11 protein-coding genes are annotated in these 14,793 nt (G+C 60.3%); 2 read left to right on the forward strand and 9 right to left on the reverse strand.

What is annotated here, in order from left to right:
* Positions 1-511 (reverse strand): malate:quinone oxidoreductase (locus D8V06_RS18765; protein ID WP_177434450.1); only part of this gene is annotated, 511 nt, incomplete at its 3' end.
* A 365-nt stretch (positions 512-876) separates the two neighbouring features.
* Between D8V06_RS18765 and ilvD the strand changes: the two genes are divergently transcribed.
* The gene (ilvD, locus tag D8V06_RS18770) at positions 877-2,559 is read left to right on the forward strand and encodes a dihydroxy-acid dehydratase (RefSeq protein ID WP_130931518.1); all 1,683 of its coding nucleotides are present in this window, start codon (positions 877-879) and stop codon (positions 2,557-2,559) included.
* A 207-nt stretch (positions 2,560-2,766) separates the two neighbouring features.
* Here ilvD and D8V06_RS18775 read toward each other — a convergent pair whose 3' ends face one another.
* From D8V06_RS18775 to D8V06_RS18785, 3 genes are read right to left on the reverse strand one after another with little or no spacing between them, the layout of a single operon-like run.
* Complete coding sequence (locus D8V06_RS18775) at positions 2,767-4,194, reverse strand: aldehyde dehydrogenase family protein (protein WP_130904688.1); 1,428 nt, start codon at positions 4,192-4,194, stop codon at positions 2,767-2,769.
* A gap of 9 nt (positions 4,195-4,203) precedes the next feature.
* Positions 4,204-5,511, reverse strand: a complete 1,308-nt coding sequence (locus D8V06_RS18780) for an aminotransferase class III-fold pyridoxal phosphate-dependent enzyme (protein WP_130904687.1) — start codon at positions 5,509-5,511, stop codon at positions 4,204-4,206.
* Between the two features lie 30 nt (positions 5,512-5,541).
* Entirely contained in the window at positions 5,542-7,041 is a 1,500-nt protein-coding gene (locus D8V06_RS18785) for a serine hydrolase (RefSeq protein ID WP_130904686.1), read from the reverse strand.
* A gap of 189 nt (positions 7,042-7,230) precedes the next feature.
* Between D8V06_RS18785 and D8V06_RS18790 the strand changes: the two genes are divergently transcribed.
* Positions 7,231-8,109, forward strand: coding sequence for a GntR family transcriptional regulator (locus D8V06_RS18790; RefSeq protein WP_130904685.1), 879 nt, complete (start codon positions 7,231-7,233; stop codon positions 8,107-8,109).
* Between the two features lie 203 nt (positions 8,110-8,312).
* On the opposite strand, the gene D8V06_RS18795 is transcribed toward D8V06_RS18790, so the two are convergent.
* From D8V06_RS18795 to D8V06_RS18815, 5 genes are all read right to left on the reverse strand, one after another.
* Positions 8,313-9,599: an OprD family porin gene (locus D8V06_RS18795; protein ID WP_130931519.1), complete on the reverse strand. Its 1,287-nt coding sequence runs from the start codon at positions 9,597-9,599 to the stop codon at positions 8,313-8,315.
* A gap of 114 nt (positions 9,600-9,713) precedes the next feature.
* Complete coding sequence (locus tag D8V06_RS18800) at positions 9,714-11,345, reverse strand: ABC transporter ATP-binding protein (protein ID WP_130904683.1); 1,632 nt, start codon at positions 11,343-11,345, stop codon at positions 9,714-9,716.
* Positions 11,346-11,347: 2 nt separating this feature from the next.
* The gene (locus tag D8V06_RS18805; RefSeq protein ID WP_130904682.1) at positions 11,348-12,223 is read right to left on the reverse strand and encodes an ABC transporter permease; all 876 of its coding nucleotides are present in this window, start codon (positions 12,221-12,223) and stop codon (positions 11,348-11,350) included.
* Positions 12,220-13,161: an ABC transporter permease gene (locus tag D8V06_RS18810; protein ID WP_130904681.1), complete on the reverse strand. Its 942-nt coding sequence runs from the start codon at positions 13,159-13,161 to the stop codon at positions 12,220-12,222. Before D8V06_RS18810 ends, D8V06_RS18805 begins: the two co-directional genes overlap by 4 nt.
* Positions 13,162-13,175: 14 nt before the next feature.
* Positions 13,176-14,720 (reverse strand): ABC transporter substrate-binding protein, encoded by a 1,545-nt coding sequence (locus D8V06_RS18815; protein WP_241667847.1) that lies wholly within the window; start codon positions 14,718-14,720, stop codon positions 13,176-13,178.
* Positions 14,721-14,793 lie beyond the last annotated feature (73 nt).

Raw genomic sequence — 14,793 nt, forward strand, 5'->3', positions numbered from 1 at the left:
CTTCGGAGTACTGCATGCCGGCGAACAGCGGGCTCGCTTGCAGGGCTTCGTAGCGTTTTTTCAGGAACTTGATGTTGTCATCGCCCCACACGAAACTCATGTGCGGCGTGGAGTTGATGAACGAACGCGGATTCTTCAACACGCCTTGCTGAACCTGCCAGGCCCAGAATTGACGGGAAATCTGGAAGGCTTCGTTGATTTCAACGGCCTTGGGAATCGACACGTTGCCCTTGTCGTCTTCCGGGGTGTAGTTCAGCTCAGCCAGGGCGGAGTGGCCGGTACCGGCGTTGTTCCAGCCGTTGGAGCTTTCCTGGGCGACACCGTCGAGGCGTTCGACCATTTCCATCGACATGCCAGGTTCCAGCTCATTGAGCCACACACCCAGGGTCGCGCTCATGATGCCGCCGCCAATCAGCAGCACATCGACTTTCTTGGCTTCTTCGGCCTGAGCCGTCGTCATCCCCAACGACAGAGCCAACCCCAGCAGGGCTGTGTTCACTTTTTTAAACATCTGTAGCACCTATGATAAAACGCCATCCGCCCTTCCATCCTCGCGCTCACAGCCCATGTTTCACGGCAGATCATGGGTGCGGCACAGCAGGACTACCGGGTGGGCACACAAGGCCGATGTCTGTGCATCGACCCCCGTTATATGTCCCTACTGAACTGACTTCTTATCTTTTTTGGCTTCAGCTACTTGAGCGACAGTGATTCTGTTCGCCCGTCTCATGGACAGGAAAACTGAATAGGTCAAACCAAGTTGCGCCAAGAATATCACGACAAGGCTAACCCGCGCGTCTGTTCCCGACTCGTGAGTCCGGTTCGACGCGGCGGGACCTCTATACTGATGCTGTTTGCCTCAAAGGATGCATTGTCATGAGCGATACAGACTATCTGCGCAAGTACTCCTCCCAAGTGATCGATGGCGTCGAAGCAGCACCCGCCCGGGCCATGCTGCGCGCGGTGGGTTTCACCGATGACGACTTCAACAAGCCGCAGGTCGGCATTGCCTCGACCTGGGCGATGGTCACGCCGTGCAACATGCACATCGACAAGCTGGCGCTGGAAGTGGAAAAAGGCGCAAACGCCGCCGGCGCCAAAGGCGTGATTTTCAACACCATCACTATCTCCGACGGCATCGCCAACGGCACGGAAGGCATGAAGTACTCGCTGGTATCCCGCGAGGTCATTGCCGATTCCATCGAGGTCGTGGTCGGTTGCGAAGGCTTCGACGGATTGGTGACCGTGGGCGGCTGCGACAAAAACATGCCGGGCTGCCTGATCGGCATGGCGCGGCTCAATCGGCCGTCGATCTTTGTCTATGGTGGCACCATCCGCCCCGGTGCCGGCCACACCGACATCATTTCCGTGTTCGAGGCCGTCGGTCAGCATGCCCGCGGCGACATCAATGAAATCCAGGTCAAGCAGATCGAAGAAGTGGCGATCCCCGGCCCCGGTTCCTGCGGCGGCATGTACACCGCCAACACCATGGCCTCGGCTATCGAAGCGCTGGGCATGAGCCTGCCGGGCTCGAGCTCCCAGGACGCCGTCGGCGGCGATAAGGCCTCAGACAGTTTCCGCGCCGGCCAGCAAGTCATGGAACTGCTCAAGCTCGATTTGAAACCGCGGGACATCATGACGCGCAAGGCTTTTGAAAACGCCATCCGCGTGGTGATCGCCCTCGCCGGCTCGACCAATGCGGTGCTGCATTTGCTGGCCATGGCCAATGCAGTGGATGTCGAGTTGACCCTGGACGATTTCATCGAGCTGGGCAAGATTTCCCCGGTGGTCGCCGACCTGCGCCCCAGCGGCAAATACATGATGAGCGAGCTGGTGGCCATCGGCGGCATTCAGCCCCTGATGAAACGCATGCTCGCGGCCGGCATGCTGCACGGCGATGTCATGACCGTCACTGGCAAGACCCTCGCGCAAAACCTGGAGAACGTGCCCGACTATCCCGAAGGCCAGGACGTGATCCTGCCCTTCGACCGGCCGATCAAAAAGGATTCGCACCTGGTGGTGTTGCACGGCAACCTCTCGCCGACCGGCGCGGTCGCCAAGATCACCGGCAAGGAAGGCCTGCGCTTTGAAGGCACGGCCCGGGTCTACCACGGTGAAGAAGGTGCGCTGGCTGGCATTCTCAGCGGCGAAGTGCAGCCCGGCGAAGTGATCGTGATCCGCTACGAAGGGCCCAAGGGCGGGCCGGGTATGCGCGAAATGCTCTCGCCAACGTCGGCGGTGATGGGCAAGGGTCTGGGCAAGGATGTGGCGTTGATCACCGATGGTCGTTTTTCCGGGGGTTCCCATGGTTTCGTGGTCGGGCATATCACGCCGGAGGCCTTTGAGGGCGGCCCGATTGCGTTGATCGAGAATGGCGACAAAATCACCATCGACGCCGAAACACGGCAGCTTACGCTGGATGTGTCCGAGGCTGAGCTGGCCGAGCGCAAGTCGCGCTGGGTGCGGCCGGAATCGAAGTACAAGCGCGGGGTGTTGGCCAAATATGCGAAGACCGTGTCCAGCGCTTCGGAGGGGGCGGTGACGGATAAGTATCTGTGAGCCGAAAAGGTGTGCTGCCTGACCTGGCGCATTCAACTTGCCCGCGATGGCGGCGGCTCAAGTGCCATCAATGCTGAATGTGCCGGTCTCTTCGCTGGCAAGCCAGCTCCCACAGGGTTTTGCGGCGTGCCTAAATCATGCGGCAACCACAAGACCTTGTGGGAGCGGGCTCGCCCGCGATGACGGCGCTGTTAACCACCGAAACATTCAGGCGCCCGACCCATACCCAAACATCGACTTCACTTCCAGGTAATCCTCCAACCCGAACACGCCCCATTCACGACCATTGCCCGACTGTTTATAGCCGCCGAACGGCGCGCCGTTGTCCGCCTTGCTGCCATTGAGGTGGACCATGCCCGTGCGCAAGCGTCGCGCCACTGCACGAGCGCGCTCAAGCGAACCCGACGTGACGTATCCCGAAAGTCCATAAGGGCTGTCATTGGCGATCGCGACGGCTTGGTCTTCGGTGTCATACGCGATGATCACCAATACGGGTCCGAACACTTCCTCCCGGGCAATCGGCATATCCGGGTGGACGTCGGCAAACACCGTCGGCCGGACGTAATACCCCAACGACACACCGTCGGGACGCCCTGTGCCACCGCATACCAAGTGTGCTCCTTGATCGATGGCGGCACCGATCAGAGCCTGGACCCGTTCGAATTGCGCGACATTCGCCAGTGGCCCCATGGCGCTGGCCGGCTGACTGTCATCGAAACAGATCTGCGCGGCAACGGACCGGGCGATCTCGATGGCCTGCGCCTGCATTGACCGAGGTATCAACAGACGGGTCGGCGCATTGCAGGACTGACCGCTGTTGCGAAAACAACTGCTCACAGCGTGGCGCACCGCCGTCTCGATATCGGCATCGGCGAGGATCAGGTTGGCCGACTTGCCGCCCAACTCCTGGGATACACGCTTTACCGTATCGGCAGCGGACTTGGCCACGGCAATGCCCGCAGCTGTAGAACCGGTGAACGAAACCATATCGATTTGCGGATGCCGGGCGATCCCATCGCCGATCGTCGGGCCATCGCCATTGACCAGGTTGAACACGCCCTTGGGCACGCCGGCACGGTGAAGAATGTCGGCCAGCAACATGGCAGACAGCGGAGCTTTTTCGCTTGGTTTGAGCACCATGGTGCAACCGGCGGCAAGAGCCGGTGCGAGCTTGCAGGTCAGTTGATTGAGCGGCCAGTTCCAGGGGGTGATCAATCCGCAGACGCCAATCGGCTCACGGCTGATCAGTGTCGTGCCGTGATGGCGGTCGAACTCATAGCTACGCAGCACTTCGAAGGCCCGCTGCAAGTGACCAAGCCCCGCAGGCACGTGTGCATTGCGCGCCAGTGACAATGGCGCGCCCATCTCCCGGTGCACCAGTTCGACCAGCGCTTCGCTATGTTGTCGATAACCTTCGATGATCGCACCCAGCAGGTCCAGGCGTTCCTCCCGCGACCATTGTGCGTACTGCGCAAATGCGCGTCTTGCCGCCGCCACAGCCCGGTCGAGGTCGGAACGAGTGCCGAGCGTGATCGCGCCGATGGAACGCTCGGTGGTCGGGTCGATCACCACCATGGATTCGCCCGCCAGGGGCTTGACCCACTCGCCATCAATGTAGAAATCGAGGTAATTCATCGGGCCTCCTCAGGCGACTTGATCGAGTACCCGCTGCAAGGTGTCGAAGATCAGCGCAATCTGTTCTTCGCTGATGATCAGCGGTGGCGACAGCACGATGTTCTCGCCCGAGGCGCGCACCAGCAGCCCGGCGTCGAAGCAGCGCTGCGCGACTTCCGCAGCCCGGGCACCTGGCGCGCCCTCGCGGGATCTCAGCTCGACGGCGCACAGCAGACCGATGGCCCGAATGTCCTGCACCGACGGTTGCTCACGCAACGCCAGCGCTGTTTTCTGCCAGACGGGAGCAACTTGTCGGACGTGAGCGTTGATGCCCAATTCCTCATGCACAGCGAGGGTCGCCAGTCCCGCTGCGCACGCCAGCGGATGGGCCGAATAGGTGTAGCCATGCATGAATTCGATGGCTTGCTCGGGGCCGGTCATGAACGCGTCATACACCGAACCGCTGACCAGCACGGCCCCCATGGGCACGGCGCCGTTGGTCAAGCCCTTGGCGAGGGTCATCAGGTCCGGCGTCACTGCGAATGTCTGGGCGGCGAACGAGTGCCCCAACCGACCGAAACCGGTAATCACTTCATCGAAAATCAGCAACACGCCGTGGCGATCGCAAATCTCGCGCAGCTTCTGCAAGTAACCCAGGGGCGGCGCATAGACGCCACCAGAACCGGTCACCGGTTCTACGATGACCGCCGCCACCGTCGAAGGGTCGTGCACCTCCAGCAGTTGCAGCAATGCATCGGCATAATGCGCGCCCTGTTCTGGCTGGCCGGCGCTGAAGCGCAGGCCGGCGTCATACGGCAGCGGCAGGTGTGCAACGTCGCCAAGCAATGGTCCGAAATCACGTTTCTGCCGACCGATACCGGACACCGATAACCCACCAAAGCCCATGCCGTGATAGCCCTTGGCTCGGCCGATCAGTTTGGTCCGGCGACTGTCGCCACGGGCCTGATGATAGGCGCGGGCAATTTTCAAGGCAGTGTCGACGGCTTCGGAACCTGAGTTGGTGAAGAACACCTTGTCGAGTCCCGCCGGAGCAATCGCCACCAATTTGTCAGCCATGGCGAGGGCTGCCGGGTGGCTCATCTTGAACGAGGATACGAAATCCAGACGCCCCGCCACCTCGCGGATCGCGTCGACGATTCGTGCCTGTCCGTGACCGGCGTTGACGCACCAGAGTCCGGCCATGGCGTCGAGTACGCGGTGGCCGTCGGTGGTGGTGTAATGCATACCCTCGGCGCTCTCGAACAGCGTCGGCTGGCGATTGAACTGACGCATCGGGGTAAAGGGCGCCCACAGCGCGGAAGTCGAAATCGGGTTCATCTACTGTGCTCCATCCAATTAATCAGGGGGTCAGATCCGGGTGCCGGTCAGTGTCGAGCGCTGCATCGATCCGGCATTGGTGTTAACGCCGCGATCGAACAGCAAGTGGCCGTGCTCCAGGCGACAGCAGACGTGGTCGCCGAAAGCGGTTTCGACAAAGCGCCAGTCCATCCGCAATTCGCCTTGCTCGTTCCAGCGTCCGTGGGCGATGACCGGGGTCTGTTCCGGTTGGTATTGATGATGCAGATAATTGCCGGTGATGCTGGTTTGCGACTCTACCGGCTGGCGCAGGCCGACTCGCAAGCGGTGCTGTCCGCGATGATCAACGAGGGTGAAATCGCAATAGTCATCGCGAAAGTCGAAGCCCAGCTCCAGCACTCCGTCCTCATTTGGCGCCACGGCGAAGCGACCTTGCAGGTGGGTGGCGCAGGGCGATTCACTCAAGCCTTGCAGGGTTGGCAGGCACAAGGTGTCGATCAGCTCGTCGAGTTGCGTTTGGGTGGAATGCGGATCGGTGGCCGCACGGCCCAACGCCGGGAACAAATGGTCCCAGATCGCTGCTTTCAAGCGTCGTTCGCCCAGGCGCAAACCGCAGGTTAAGACGATCACCGTGTCCTGGTCCGGCAGCACCATGCAGTACTGGCCGAATACACCCGAGGCGTAATATCCGCCTTGCTCGGTCATCCACCATTGATAGCCATAGCCGTCCTGTCGCGCCTCAGTGTTGCGGTCATGACTGCGCGGCAGATACTGCTTGCCGTCGAATTCCCCCATCCACACCTCTTCGACCTGATTGCGAGTGGCGTCGGCGATCCACTGTGGGGACAGCAACTGTCGTCCCTGCCACTGGCCCCGATTGAGGTGCAACACGCCGAATTTCAACGAATCTTCGGTGGTGCAGCTCAGGCCATTGCCGCCAGAATTGAAACCGCCGGGAGCCAGATCCCACTCCAGACGGTCCAGCCCCAGATAATCCAAAACCCGCTCCTGCAACAGCTCATGCATGGTTTTGCCGCTGACCTGCGTAACAATCGCCGACAGCATGAAACTTGAAGCACTGCTGTAGATGAAGTCCTTACCCGGTGGCACTGCTACCGGCTCATGCAGAAAAGCTTCGACCCAACTGGTTTTCAGGTTGCGCCAGTCACCGCCGGAAATGCCCCGCTTGTGGCCGGTGCGCATGGTCAGCAAATCTTCCACGGTCATGGCGGCGAGGTTTTCACTGATCTCGACCGGGCACAGCTTGGGGAAAAAGCTGACCACTTTGTCGTCTAGCTTCAAGCGTCCATCGTCGATCAGCAGGCCCACGGCCGTGGCGGTCCAGCTCTTCGTCGCCGAGTGCTGTACATGCATGCGCCGCGCCGAGTACGGGCGCCAAAAGGCTTCTGCCACCACCGCGCCCTGGCGATAAAGCATGAAACTGTGCAGCTCAAGCCCGGCGTTCTGCACCGCCGAGATAAAGTCAACGACCCCTTGAGGGTCGACACCTCGTTCATGAGGCAAGGCTCTGGGCAGGGGTTCATAGGTCATGACTAACTTCCTCAAAATTGCCGTTTCTCTGCGAATCAATGTTTTTATATATCAAATAATACGTTTTTTAATTTATCTACCACTGCATGCCTGTATTTAAAGCCTCTATAATTCAGCTTCCGCTGCTTCGAAGCGTTTTGTACTTTTCGGGTATCCTTGCCTCCCCTGTCACAGGAACGACAACGCGCCATGGCTCAACTCACCTCGCTGCAGACCAAGGTCGCCGGCCAGATCCTTTCCGCCATTCAGTCCGGCGACCTGCAACCCGGTAGCCATCTCAAGGAAGTGGAACTGAGCCAGCGATTGGGCGTATCCCGCTCGCCTATCCGCAGCGCCCTTTCCTACCTGGCCGAGCAGCAATTGATCGAGCCCTTGCCTCAACAGGGCTTTCGCGTTCCTCTGCAAACTTCTGCCGGTCTGGCGGAGCAGTTCGATGAACTGCACAACGAGGAAGATGAGCTTTACACCCGGCTGATCGACGACCGGCTGAATCAGGTCTTGCCCGACCAGATCTCCGAAAGCGATCTGCTGCGGCGCTACGGTGCCGGTAAAAGTGTGTTGCGCCGCTGTCTGCTGCGGCTCTCCGATGAGGGCGTCATGCAGCGCAAACACGGCCATGGCTGGATGTTCCTGCCTACCCTGAGCAGTCCCCAGACGCGCTTCGAGAGTTATCGCTTCCGCATGCTGGTCGAACCCGCCGGCCTGCTGGAACCGACGTTCAAGATCAATGCCGAGCAGTTCCGGCGCTGCCGGGAACGCCAGCTCGAACTGCTCGAAGGTCAGGTCGACGGCCAGCGGTTTTTCGAATGCAACGCCGAGTTCCATGAACTGCTCGCTGCGGCATCCGGCAACACCTACATTCTTCAGGCGATCCAGCAGCAGAACCGCTTGCGTCGGCTGACCGAGTTTCATTCGGCGAGCAATCTCGAGCGTGTGAAAGTTTCTTGCCGCGAGCACCTGGCGATTCTTGATGCACTGGAGCAAGGTGATAACGAATGGGCCTCGACCCTGCTGCATCGGCATTTGGAAGTGGCCAGCAAGATGGGGGTTGCACGCAATAAGGCCTGAGCCGGAACTCATTTGCCCTGTAGGCGCAGAGCTTGCTCGCGATGGCGTCACCACTGAAAAATATCCGTTGATTGATACGCCGCCATCGCGGGCAAGCCAGCTCCCACAGGGATCGAGTACATCGGCCAAATTCCGGTGGGCTGGCAAGCCGCCATCGCGAGCAAGCTCGCTCCTGCAGGAGATCAGCGTGCACAGCCAGCGCATCACCAAAGCGCCACGGTGTAACCGAGGATCACCCGGTTTTCGTTCATGTCGCGCAGGTAATTGGCTTTGCTCAACCCATTACGCCAGCGCAGCGAAACACCCTTGAGCGCCCCGGACTGAAACACATAGCCCAGATCGATATCCCGCTCCCACTCGCGGCCCTCACCAGCAAACCCAAGGACTTCAGCTTGATCGCCCTTGACCCAGCGAGTGGAAAACGTCAGCCCCGGAACTCCCAACACCGCGAAATCAAAGTCGTAGCGCGCATGCCAGACCCGCTCGTTGGTCTGGGAGAAATTGCTCAACTGATACTCGGAAAACAGGTAAGTGTTGGTGCCATCCACATAGGTAAAGGGCGTGTCGCCATATTGCTCCTGATAACCGCCGCCCAGGCTGTGGCCTTTAAAGCTGTAGGCAACCCGCGTACTCAATGCGCGGTTGTCGACCTTGCCTGCCAGCCCAGCACCCGCCTTGTCCGCGTCGAAGTAGCGGATGTCGGTTTTCAGCGTGCCGCCACCCAGCGCGAAGCTGTTTTTCAGGCCGACGTAGTGTTGCTGGTAGATGTCTTCCAATTGCGCAAAGTGGTAGGTCAGGGTCAGGTTGGGACTGAGCTTGTAATCGCCGCCGACAAAATTGAACTCGTCACTTTTGGCCGAACTTTTATAGGCGCCGCTTTGACCGGTCAGACCCATCTCTTCGTAGTCGGTCGACTCACGTTGTTTGGTCCGATTGATCTGGCCACCCGTGAGAGTCAGGTTCTTGATGTCCGCGGATGTCACTTGCGTGCCTCGGAAGGATTGCGCAAACAACCGGCTGGTATTCGGTTGCAAGGTCGGCAGGTCGGGCAGCAGATAACCGCTGCGCAATTCGCTTTTGGCGATACGCATTTTCCCGGTCACACCCAACTTGGAGTATTCGTCGTGGGCACGCTTGGCATAGCTCGGCTTTCCAGGCTCTGCTTCGTTGTTCCGCGACAGCAGGCCCGAGCCGGAACGGTCGGGGCTGGAGTCGAGTTTCAAACCGAGCATGCCGATCGCATCCACGCCAAATCCCACCGTGCCCTCGGTGAACCCTGACTTCACATTGAGGATGAAACCCTGCGCCCATTCTTCGCGTTTGGATTGCCCGGCGTCCTCACGATAATCGCGGTTGAAGTAGTAGTTCTTCAGCTCCAGATCGGCCTTGCTGTCCTTGATGAAATCGGCCTGGGCCGGGGCGCTCAACAGGCCCCCGCCCATCAGGCTGACACCGGTCATGATCAGGTTGAGGTTGCTGTTGTTGCTCATTGCGTGGCTCCTGGCAGTCATCGTGAGTGAGTGGGTCTTATTGTTTTTCGGACATGACTTCCCCCTTCGCGCCGGTTTCGGGACTGGCGCGCGAGGTGCAATCAGGGTGTTAAATCAAAAACTGGCCGGGCGTAATCGGTAGCCGCCGTCGGCGAGTTTTTCCAGAGGACTGGCCGCCGCCAACAACTGGCGTGTGTACGGATGCTGCGGATAGTCGAAGACCTGCTCGCGAGCGCCGATTTCGACCACTTCGCCCTGGTGCATGACCGCCACCCGGTGCGCAATTCGCTCCACGGCTGCCAGGTCATGGGAGATGAACAGGCAGGCAAAGCCGTACTGCGCCTGCAAACGCTCGAACAATTCCAGAATCTGCTTCTGGATGGTCATGTCCAACGCGGAGATCGGCTCGTCGGCAATCACCAGTTGCGGATGTCGCACCAAGGCGCGACCAATGGCGACGCGCTGGCGCTGGCCACCGGACAGTTGATGTGGGAAGCGTTCGACAAACTGCTCGCCAAGGCCCACATCACGCAATGTCTGCGCGACTCGCTCGCGACGCTGGGCAGCATTCAGGCCAGGTTCATGCCGCAGCGGCTCAGCGAGAATCTCGCCGATTCTCATCCGCGGATTGAGCGAAGAATACGGGTCCTGAAAAATCATCTGGCATTGCAGGCGATGGGTCCGGTTGGCGGCCTTGAGAATGTCGACACCCTTGAACCGAATCGCCCCGGCACAGGGTTTGATCAAGCCCACCAGCGAGCGACCAAGAGTCGTCTTGCCCGAGCCACTGCCGCCGACCAGCGCCAGCGTTTCCCCTGGTGCAATGGCCAGGCTGGCGCAATGCACCACCCGTTTGTACTGGCGTTTGCCCCAGAAGGATGGCGGCCCGGGATGCTCAATGCACACCTGATCAACTTCCACCAACGGGCCGTTGCTCGCCGGCAGCGCGGCCAGTTCGCCACGTCGTGGCAAAGCCTCGAGCAGCTGGCGGGTGTACTCGGCCTTGGGTGCCAACAGAATCTCGTTGATCGTGCCCTGCTCCACCGATTTGCCGTGACGCATCACCACCACTTTGTGCGCATAACGTGCCACCAAAGACAGGTCATGACTAATGAACAGGATCGCCGTGCCCTGCTCCCGGGTCAGTTCAAGCATCAACTCGATGACGTCCAGTTGTGCCAGGCAATCGAGCGCGGTCGTCGGCTCATCGGCAATCAATAGCGCCGGGCGCAGCAACATCACCGAGGCCAGCATGATCCGCTGACGCATGCCACCGGAAAACTGGTGCGGGAAAGCTTCCAGGCAGCGTTCGGCGTCCTTGATGCCGATGCGTCGCAACATGGTGAGACAACGCTCGCGGATCTGCCCGGCATTCAAGTCAGTGTGCAGTTCCAGTGCTTCGCTCATCTGCTGGCCGATCTTCAAGGCCGGATTAAGCGACACCATTGGCTCCTGGAACACCATGCCGATACTCGCGCCGCGAATGGCGCGCAGCCCGGCGGTGCCTGCAGTCACCAGATCACGCCCCTGGAAATCCAGGCGGCCGCCGCAGACTTGCATCGGTAACGGCAACAACCCGATCGCCGCCCGAGCGGCCATGGTCTTGCCGCTGCCGGACTCACCGACCAGGGCCACGATCTCACCGGGTGCGACGCTGAAGCTCAGGTCATCGACAGCCAGCGGCCCATGCTCACCCACGCGGATCTTCAGGTTTTCCACGCTCAACAAAACATTGGTGGACGACATGCTCATTTCCTCATCCGCGGGTCGAGACGATCACGAAGTGCATCGCCGAACAGATTGATCGCCAACAACGCCAGGCAGATGAACAGCCCCGGAAAGATCCCCAGCCAAGGGGCCGATGCGATGTAGGGTCGGCTACTGGCAAGCATGTTGCCCCAGGTCGCCGCGGGCGGTGGCACACCCAGGCCAAGGAAGCTCAGGGCACTTTCCGAGAGCAACGCCCAACCGAACATGCTGGTCGCCAGCACACACAGTGGCGCCAGGCAGTTTGGGGCGATATGCCGCAGCATGGTGTACAGCTCCGAATTGCCGATCACCCGCGACGCTTCGATGTACTCCAGCTCGCGCAATGACAACACCGTGCCACGCACCACCCGCACCACCGAGGGCGTGTAGGCGATCCCCAGTGCCAGGACGATGCCGTACTTGCTTGCACCGATGATCGCCATGATGCCCAGGGCCATGAGAATCCCGGGGAACGCCAGCAGCGCATCGTTGAACATCATCAGCAAACGATCGGTCCAGCCGCGCAGGTACCCGGCAAGCATGCCGATCAACGTACCAGCGACCACCGCCACACTGACCGTCAGCAAACTGATCCACAGGCTGGTGCGGGCGCCGATCAACAGCCGGCTGAACACATCGCGACCGAACTCATCAGTGCCCAGCCAATGCAGCACGGACGGGCCTTGCAGGCGCGACAACAGATCGATTCGCAACGGGTCGAACGGTGTCCACACCAGCCCCAGCAATGCCAGAGCGATCAGCACCAGCAACAACCCGCCACCTATCAGTGCATTGGCCGCTGGCCAGCCACGCGGGCGCTTGACGGGTGGGCTCGCGGCCCCCACCAATGGCGCCAAAGGAATATTCGAACTCATAACTTCACCCTTGGATCGAACAGTGGGTAGAGCAGATCCACGCAAAGGTTGACCAGCACATAGATGAAGGTGATCAGCAGGAGGCAGCCCTGCAGTACCGGATAGTCGCGGGCAAAAATCGCATCCACCATCAGTCGGCCGATGCCCGGCAGCGTGAACACGGTTTCCAGTACCGCGATGCCGCCCAGCAGGTTGCCGAGGATCAGTCCGACCAGGGTCCAGGTCGGCGCAAAGGCGTTGGGCAATGCGTGCCGCCACAACACAGTCCGCTCCGACAAGCCTTTGGCGCGGGCATGGGCGATGTATTCCAGGCGCAATACTTCAATGGTGCTGGCTCGGGCCATTCGGGTAATCGCACCCAGTTCCACCAGGGTCAGGGTGATCACCGGCAGTACCAGAAAACTCATGGCCTGCCACGGGGCCTGGGCGAAACTCACGTAGCCCACCACCGGCAGCCAGCCGAGCTTGATGCCGAAGGCATGCAGCAACAGCAGGCCGAGCCAGAAGCTGGGGATCGACAACAGCAAGGTAGCGGTGGTCACCAACCCCAGGTCCAGGGCACTGTTTTGTTTCCACGCAGCGACCAGACCGACCGGTACCGCAATCAGCGTGGCCAGGAACACAGCCACCAGCACGATGATTGCACTGACACTGAAGCGCTCCAGTATCAGCGGCAACACCGCCTGTTTGGTGCTGATGGAAAAGCCCAGGTCGCCGCTCAGGACAGCCTTGAACCAAATCAGGAACTGCGTCACCACCGAGTGATCGAGCCCCAGGTCACGGCGCATGTCGGCCAGACTCTGTGGGTCGGCCATATCGCCGAGCATCAGCAGCGCCGGGTCACCGGGGATCAGGCGAATCATCGCGAACACCATCACCGAAATCAGCAACAGGGTCGGTATCGCCATCCCGAGTTTTTGCAGGATAAAACGCAACATGATCAGCCTCCGCGTTACTGGGCCGCGAGGCTGACGCCCCACAGTCGCGGCTTGGCCACAGGCCAGGAGTGGTAACCACGTACGCTGTCACGCAGACCACCGATAATGGTGCCGTTGTAGATGATCACCATTGGCGTGTCCTGGATCATCATCCGGTGCAACTGGTCGAACAACGCTTGGCGTTTGCCGGTGTCACTCTGGCGCACCGCATCTCGCAGCAACGTTTGGGCTTGCGGGTTATCCCAGACTTTGCGCGGTTCCTTGGTTTTGTCGCCCATCAACGAATCGAAGCCCAGCGCAGGGTCCAGCCGTGATGAGTAGGAGAACGACATCATCTGGTAGTTGCCGCTTTGGTAGCGCTCCAGTTGCGTCCCCCACTCCAGGGTTTCCATCTCGATGTTCAGTCCGCTGGCCTGGGCCATGGCTTGACTCAGCACGCCCATGTCGAACATCTGTTGGTAGCGCTTGTTGACGATCATCTTGATCGGCTGGCCGCGGTACCCCGCCTCTTTCAGCAAGCGTTGCGCCTCTTGCGGGTCGTACTTGTAGCCCTGCTTGGCGGTGGCATCGTAGAACGCGCTGGTTTGCGGGATTGCCGAGTTGTTCGGCTCGGACAAACCGTTGGACAGCGCGGTGACCATCTGGCCGTAATCCAGCGAATGGGCAATGGCCTGGCGGATGCGCACATCCTTGAGCAGTGGATCGTTGGTCTGGAACAACAGGCCGCAGATCGCCATGATCGGGCTGACCGACACCTCAATTCCCGGCAATGCCTTAAGCTCCTGAGCGTCGCTGGCGGTAACGTCTGGCAGCAGGTCGATGTTGTTTGACAGCAACGCCGCTTTGGCCGAAGCCGCATCGGGAATGATCATGAAACGCACGGTGTCGACCAAGGCCTGCTTCTTGCCAGTAAATCCATCCGGTCCGGCATCGTCACGGGCGCTGTAATCCTTGAAGCGCGCCAGCTCTACGGACTGGCCGGGCTTCCAGTCGGCCAGCGTGAACGGGCCGGTGCCGATCGGTGCCTTCCAGCGTCCGTCCGCCGCGACCGAATCCGGATGCAGAATGCCCCCACCGCCACAATCCGGACGGGCCATGGACGCCAGGAACAAACCGCTGGGCTGATCGAGCTGGAACACTACGGTAAGTGGATCCGGCGTGGTGATACCGGTGATCTTCGCCCCACCGCGACCATCGAATTCCGCCAGGCACCGCCACTGCGTCTGAGGGTTGAGGTAATGCGACCAGGTCCACTTGACGTCGGCGGCGCTCATTATTGCGCCGTTGTGAAAGCGCACCCCCTCGCGCAGCTTGAAGGTATAGGTCAAACCATCCTCGGAAACCTGAACTTCCTTGGCCAACAGCGGGCCGACAGTGGCGTCCTCGCGATGGGCTACCAGGCCTTCGACAATATGCAGCATGACGGTATCGGTGTTCTCGTCGCGGTTGACGCCAGGCTCGGTGCTACGGATGTCGGCGTTCAAGCCAACACGCAATGTGCTTTCAGCGTGAGCCTGCGCAATGGCGGCACCGAGCGCGATGACGCCGAGCGCTTGCAGGGTGACGCAAAGAGATCTGTTCAATAAGCGATTCACGGGAGAGGTTCTCCTTCGCTGCAAAGTCCGGCCAAGG

Source organism: Pseudomonas sp. Sample_24, from assembly GCF_004307605.1.
Classification (GTDB): domain Bacteria; phylum Pseudomonadota; class Gammaproteobacteria; order Pseudomonadales; family Pseudomonadaceae; genus Aquipseudomonas.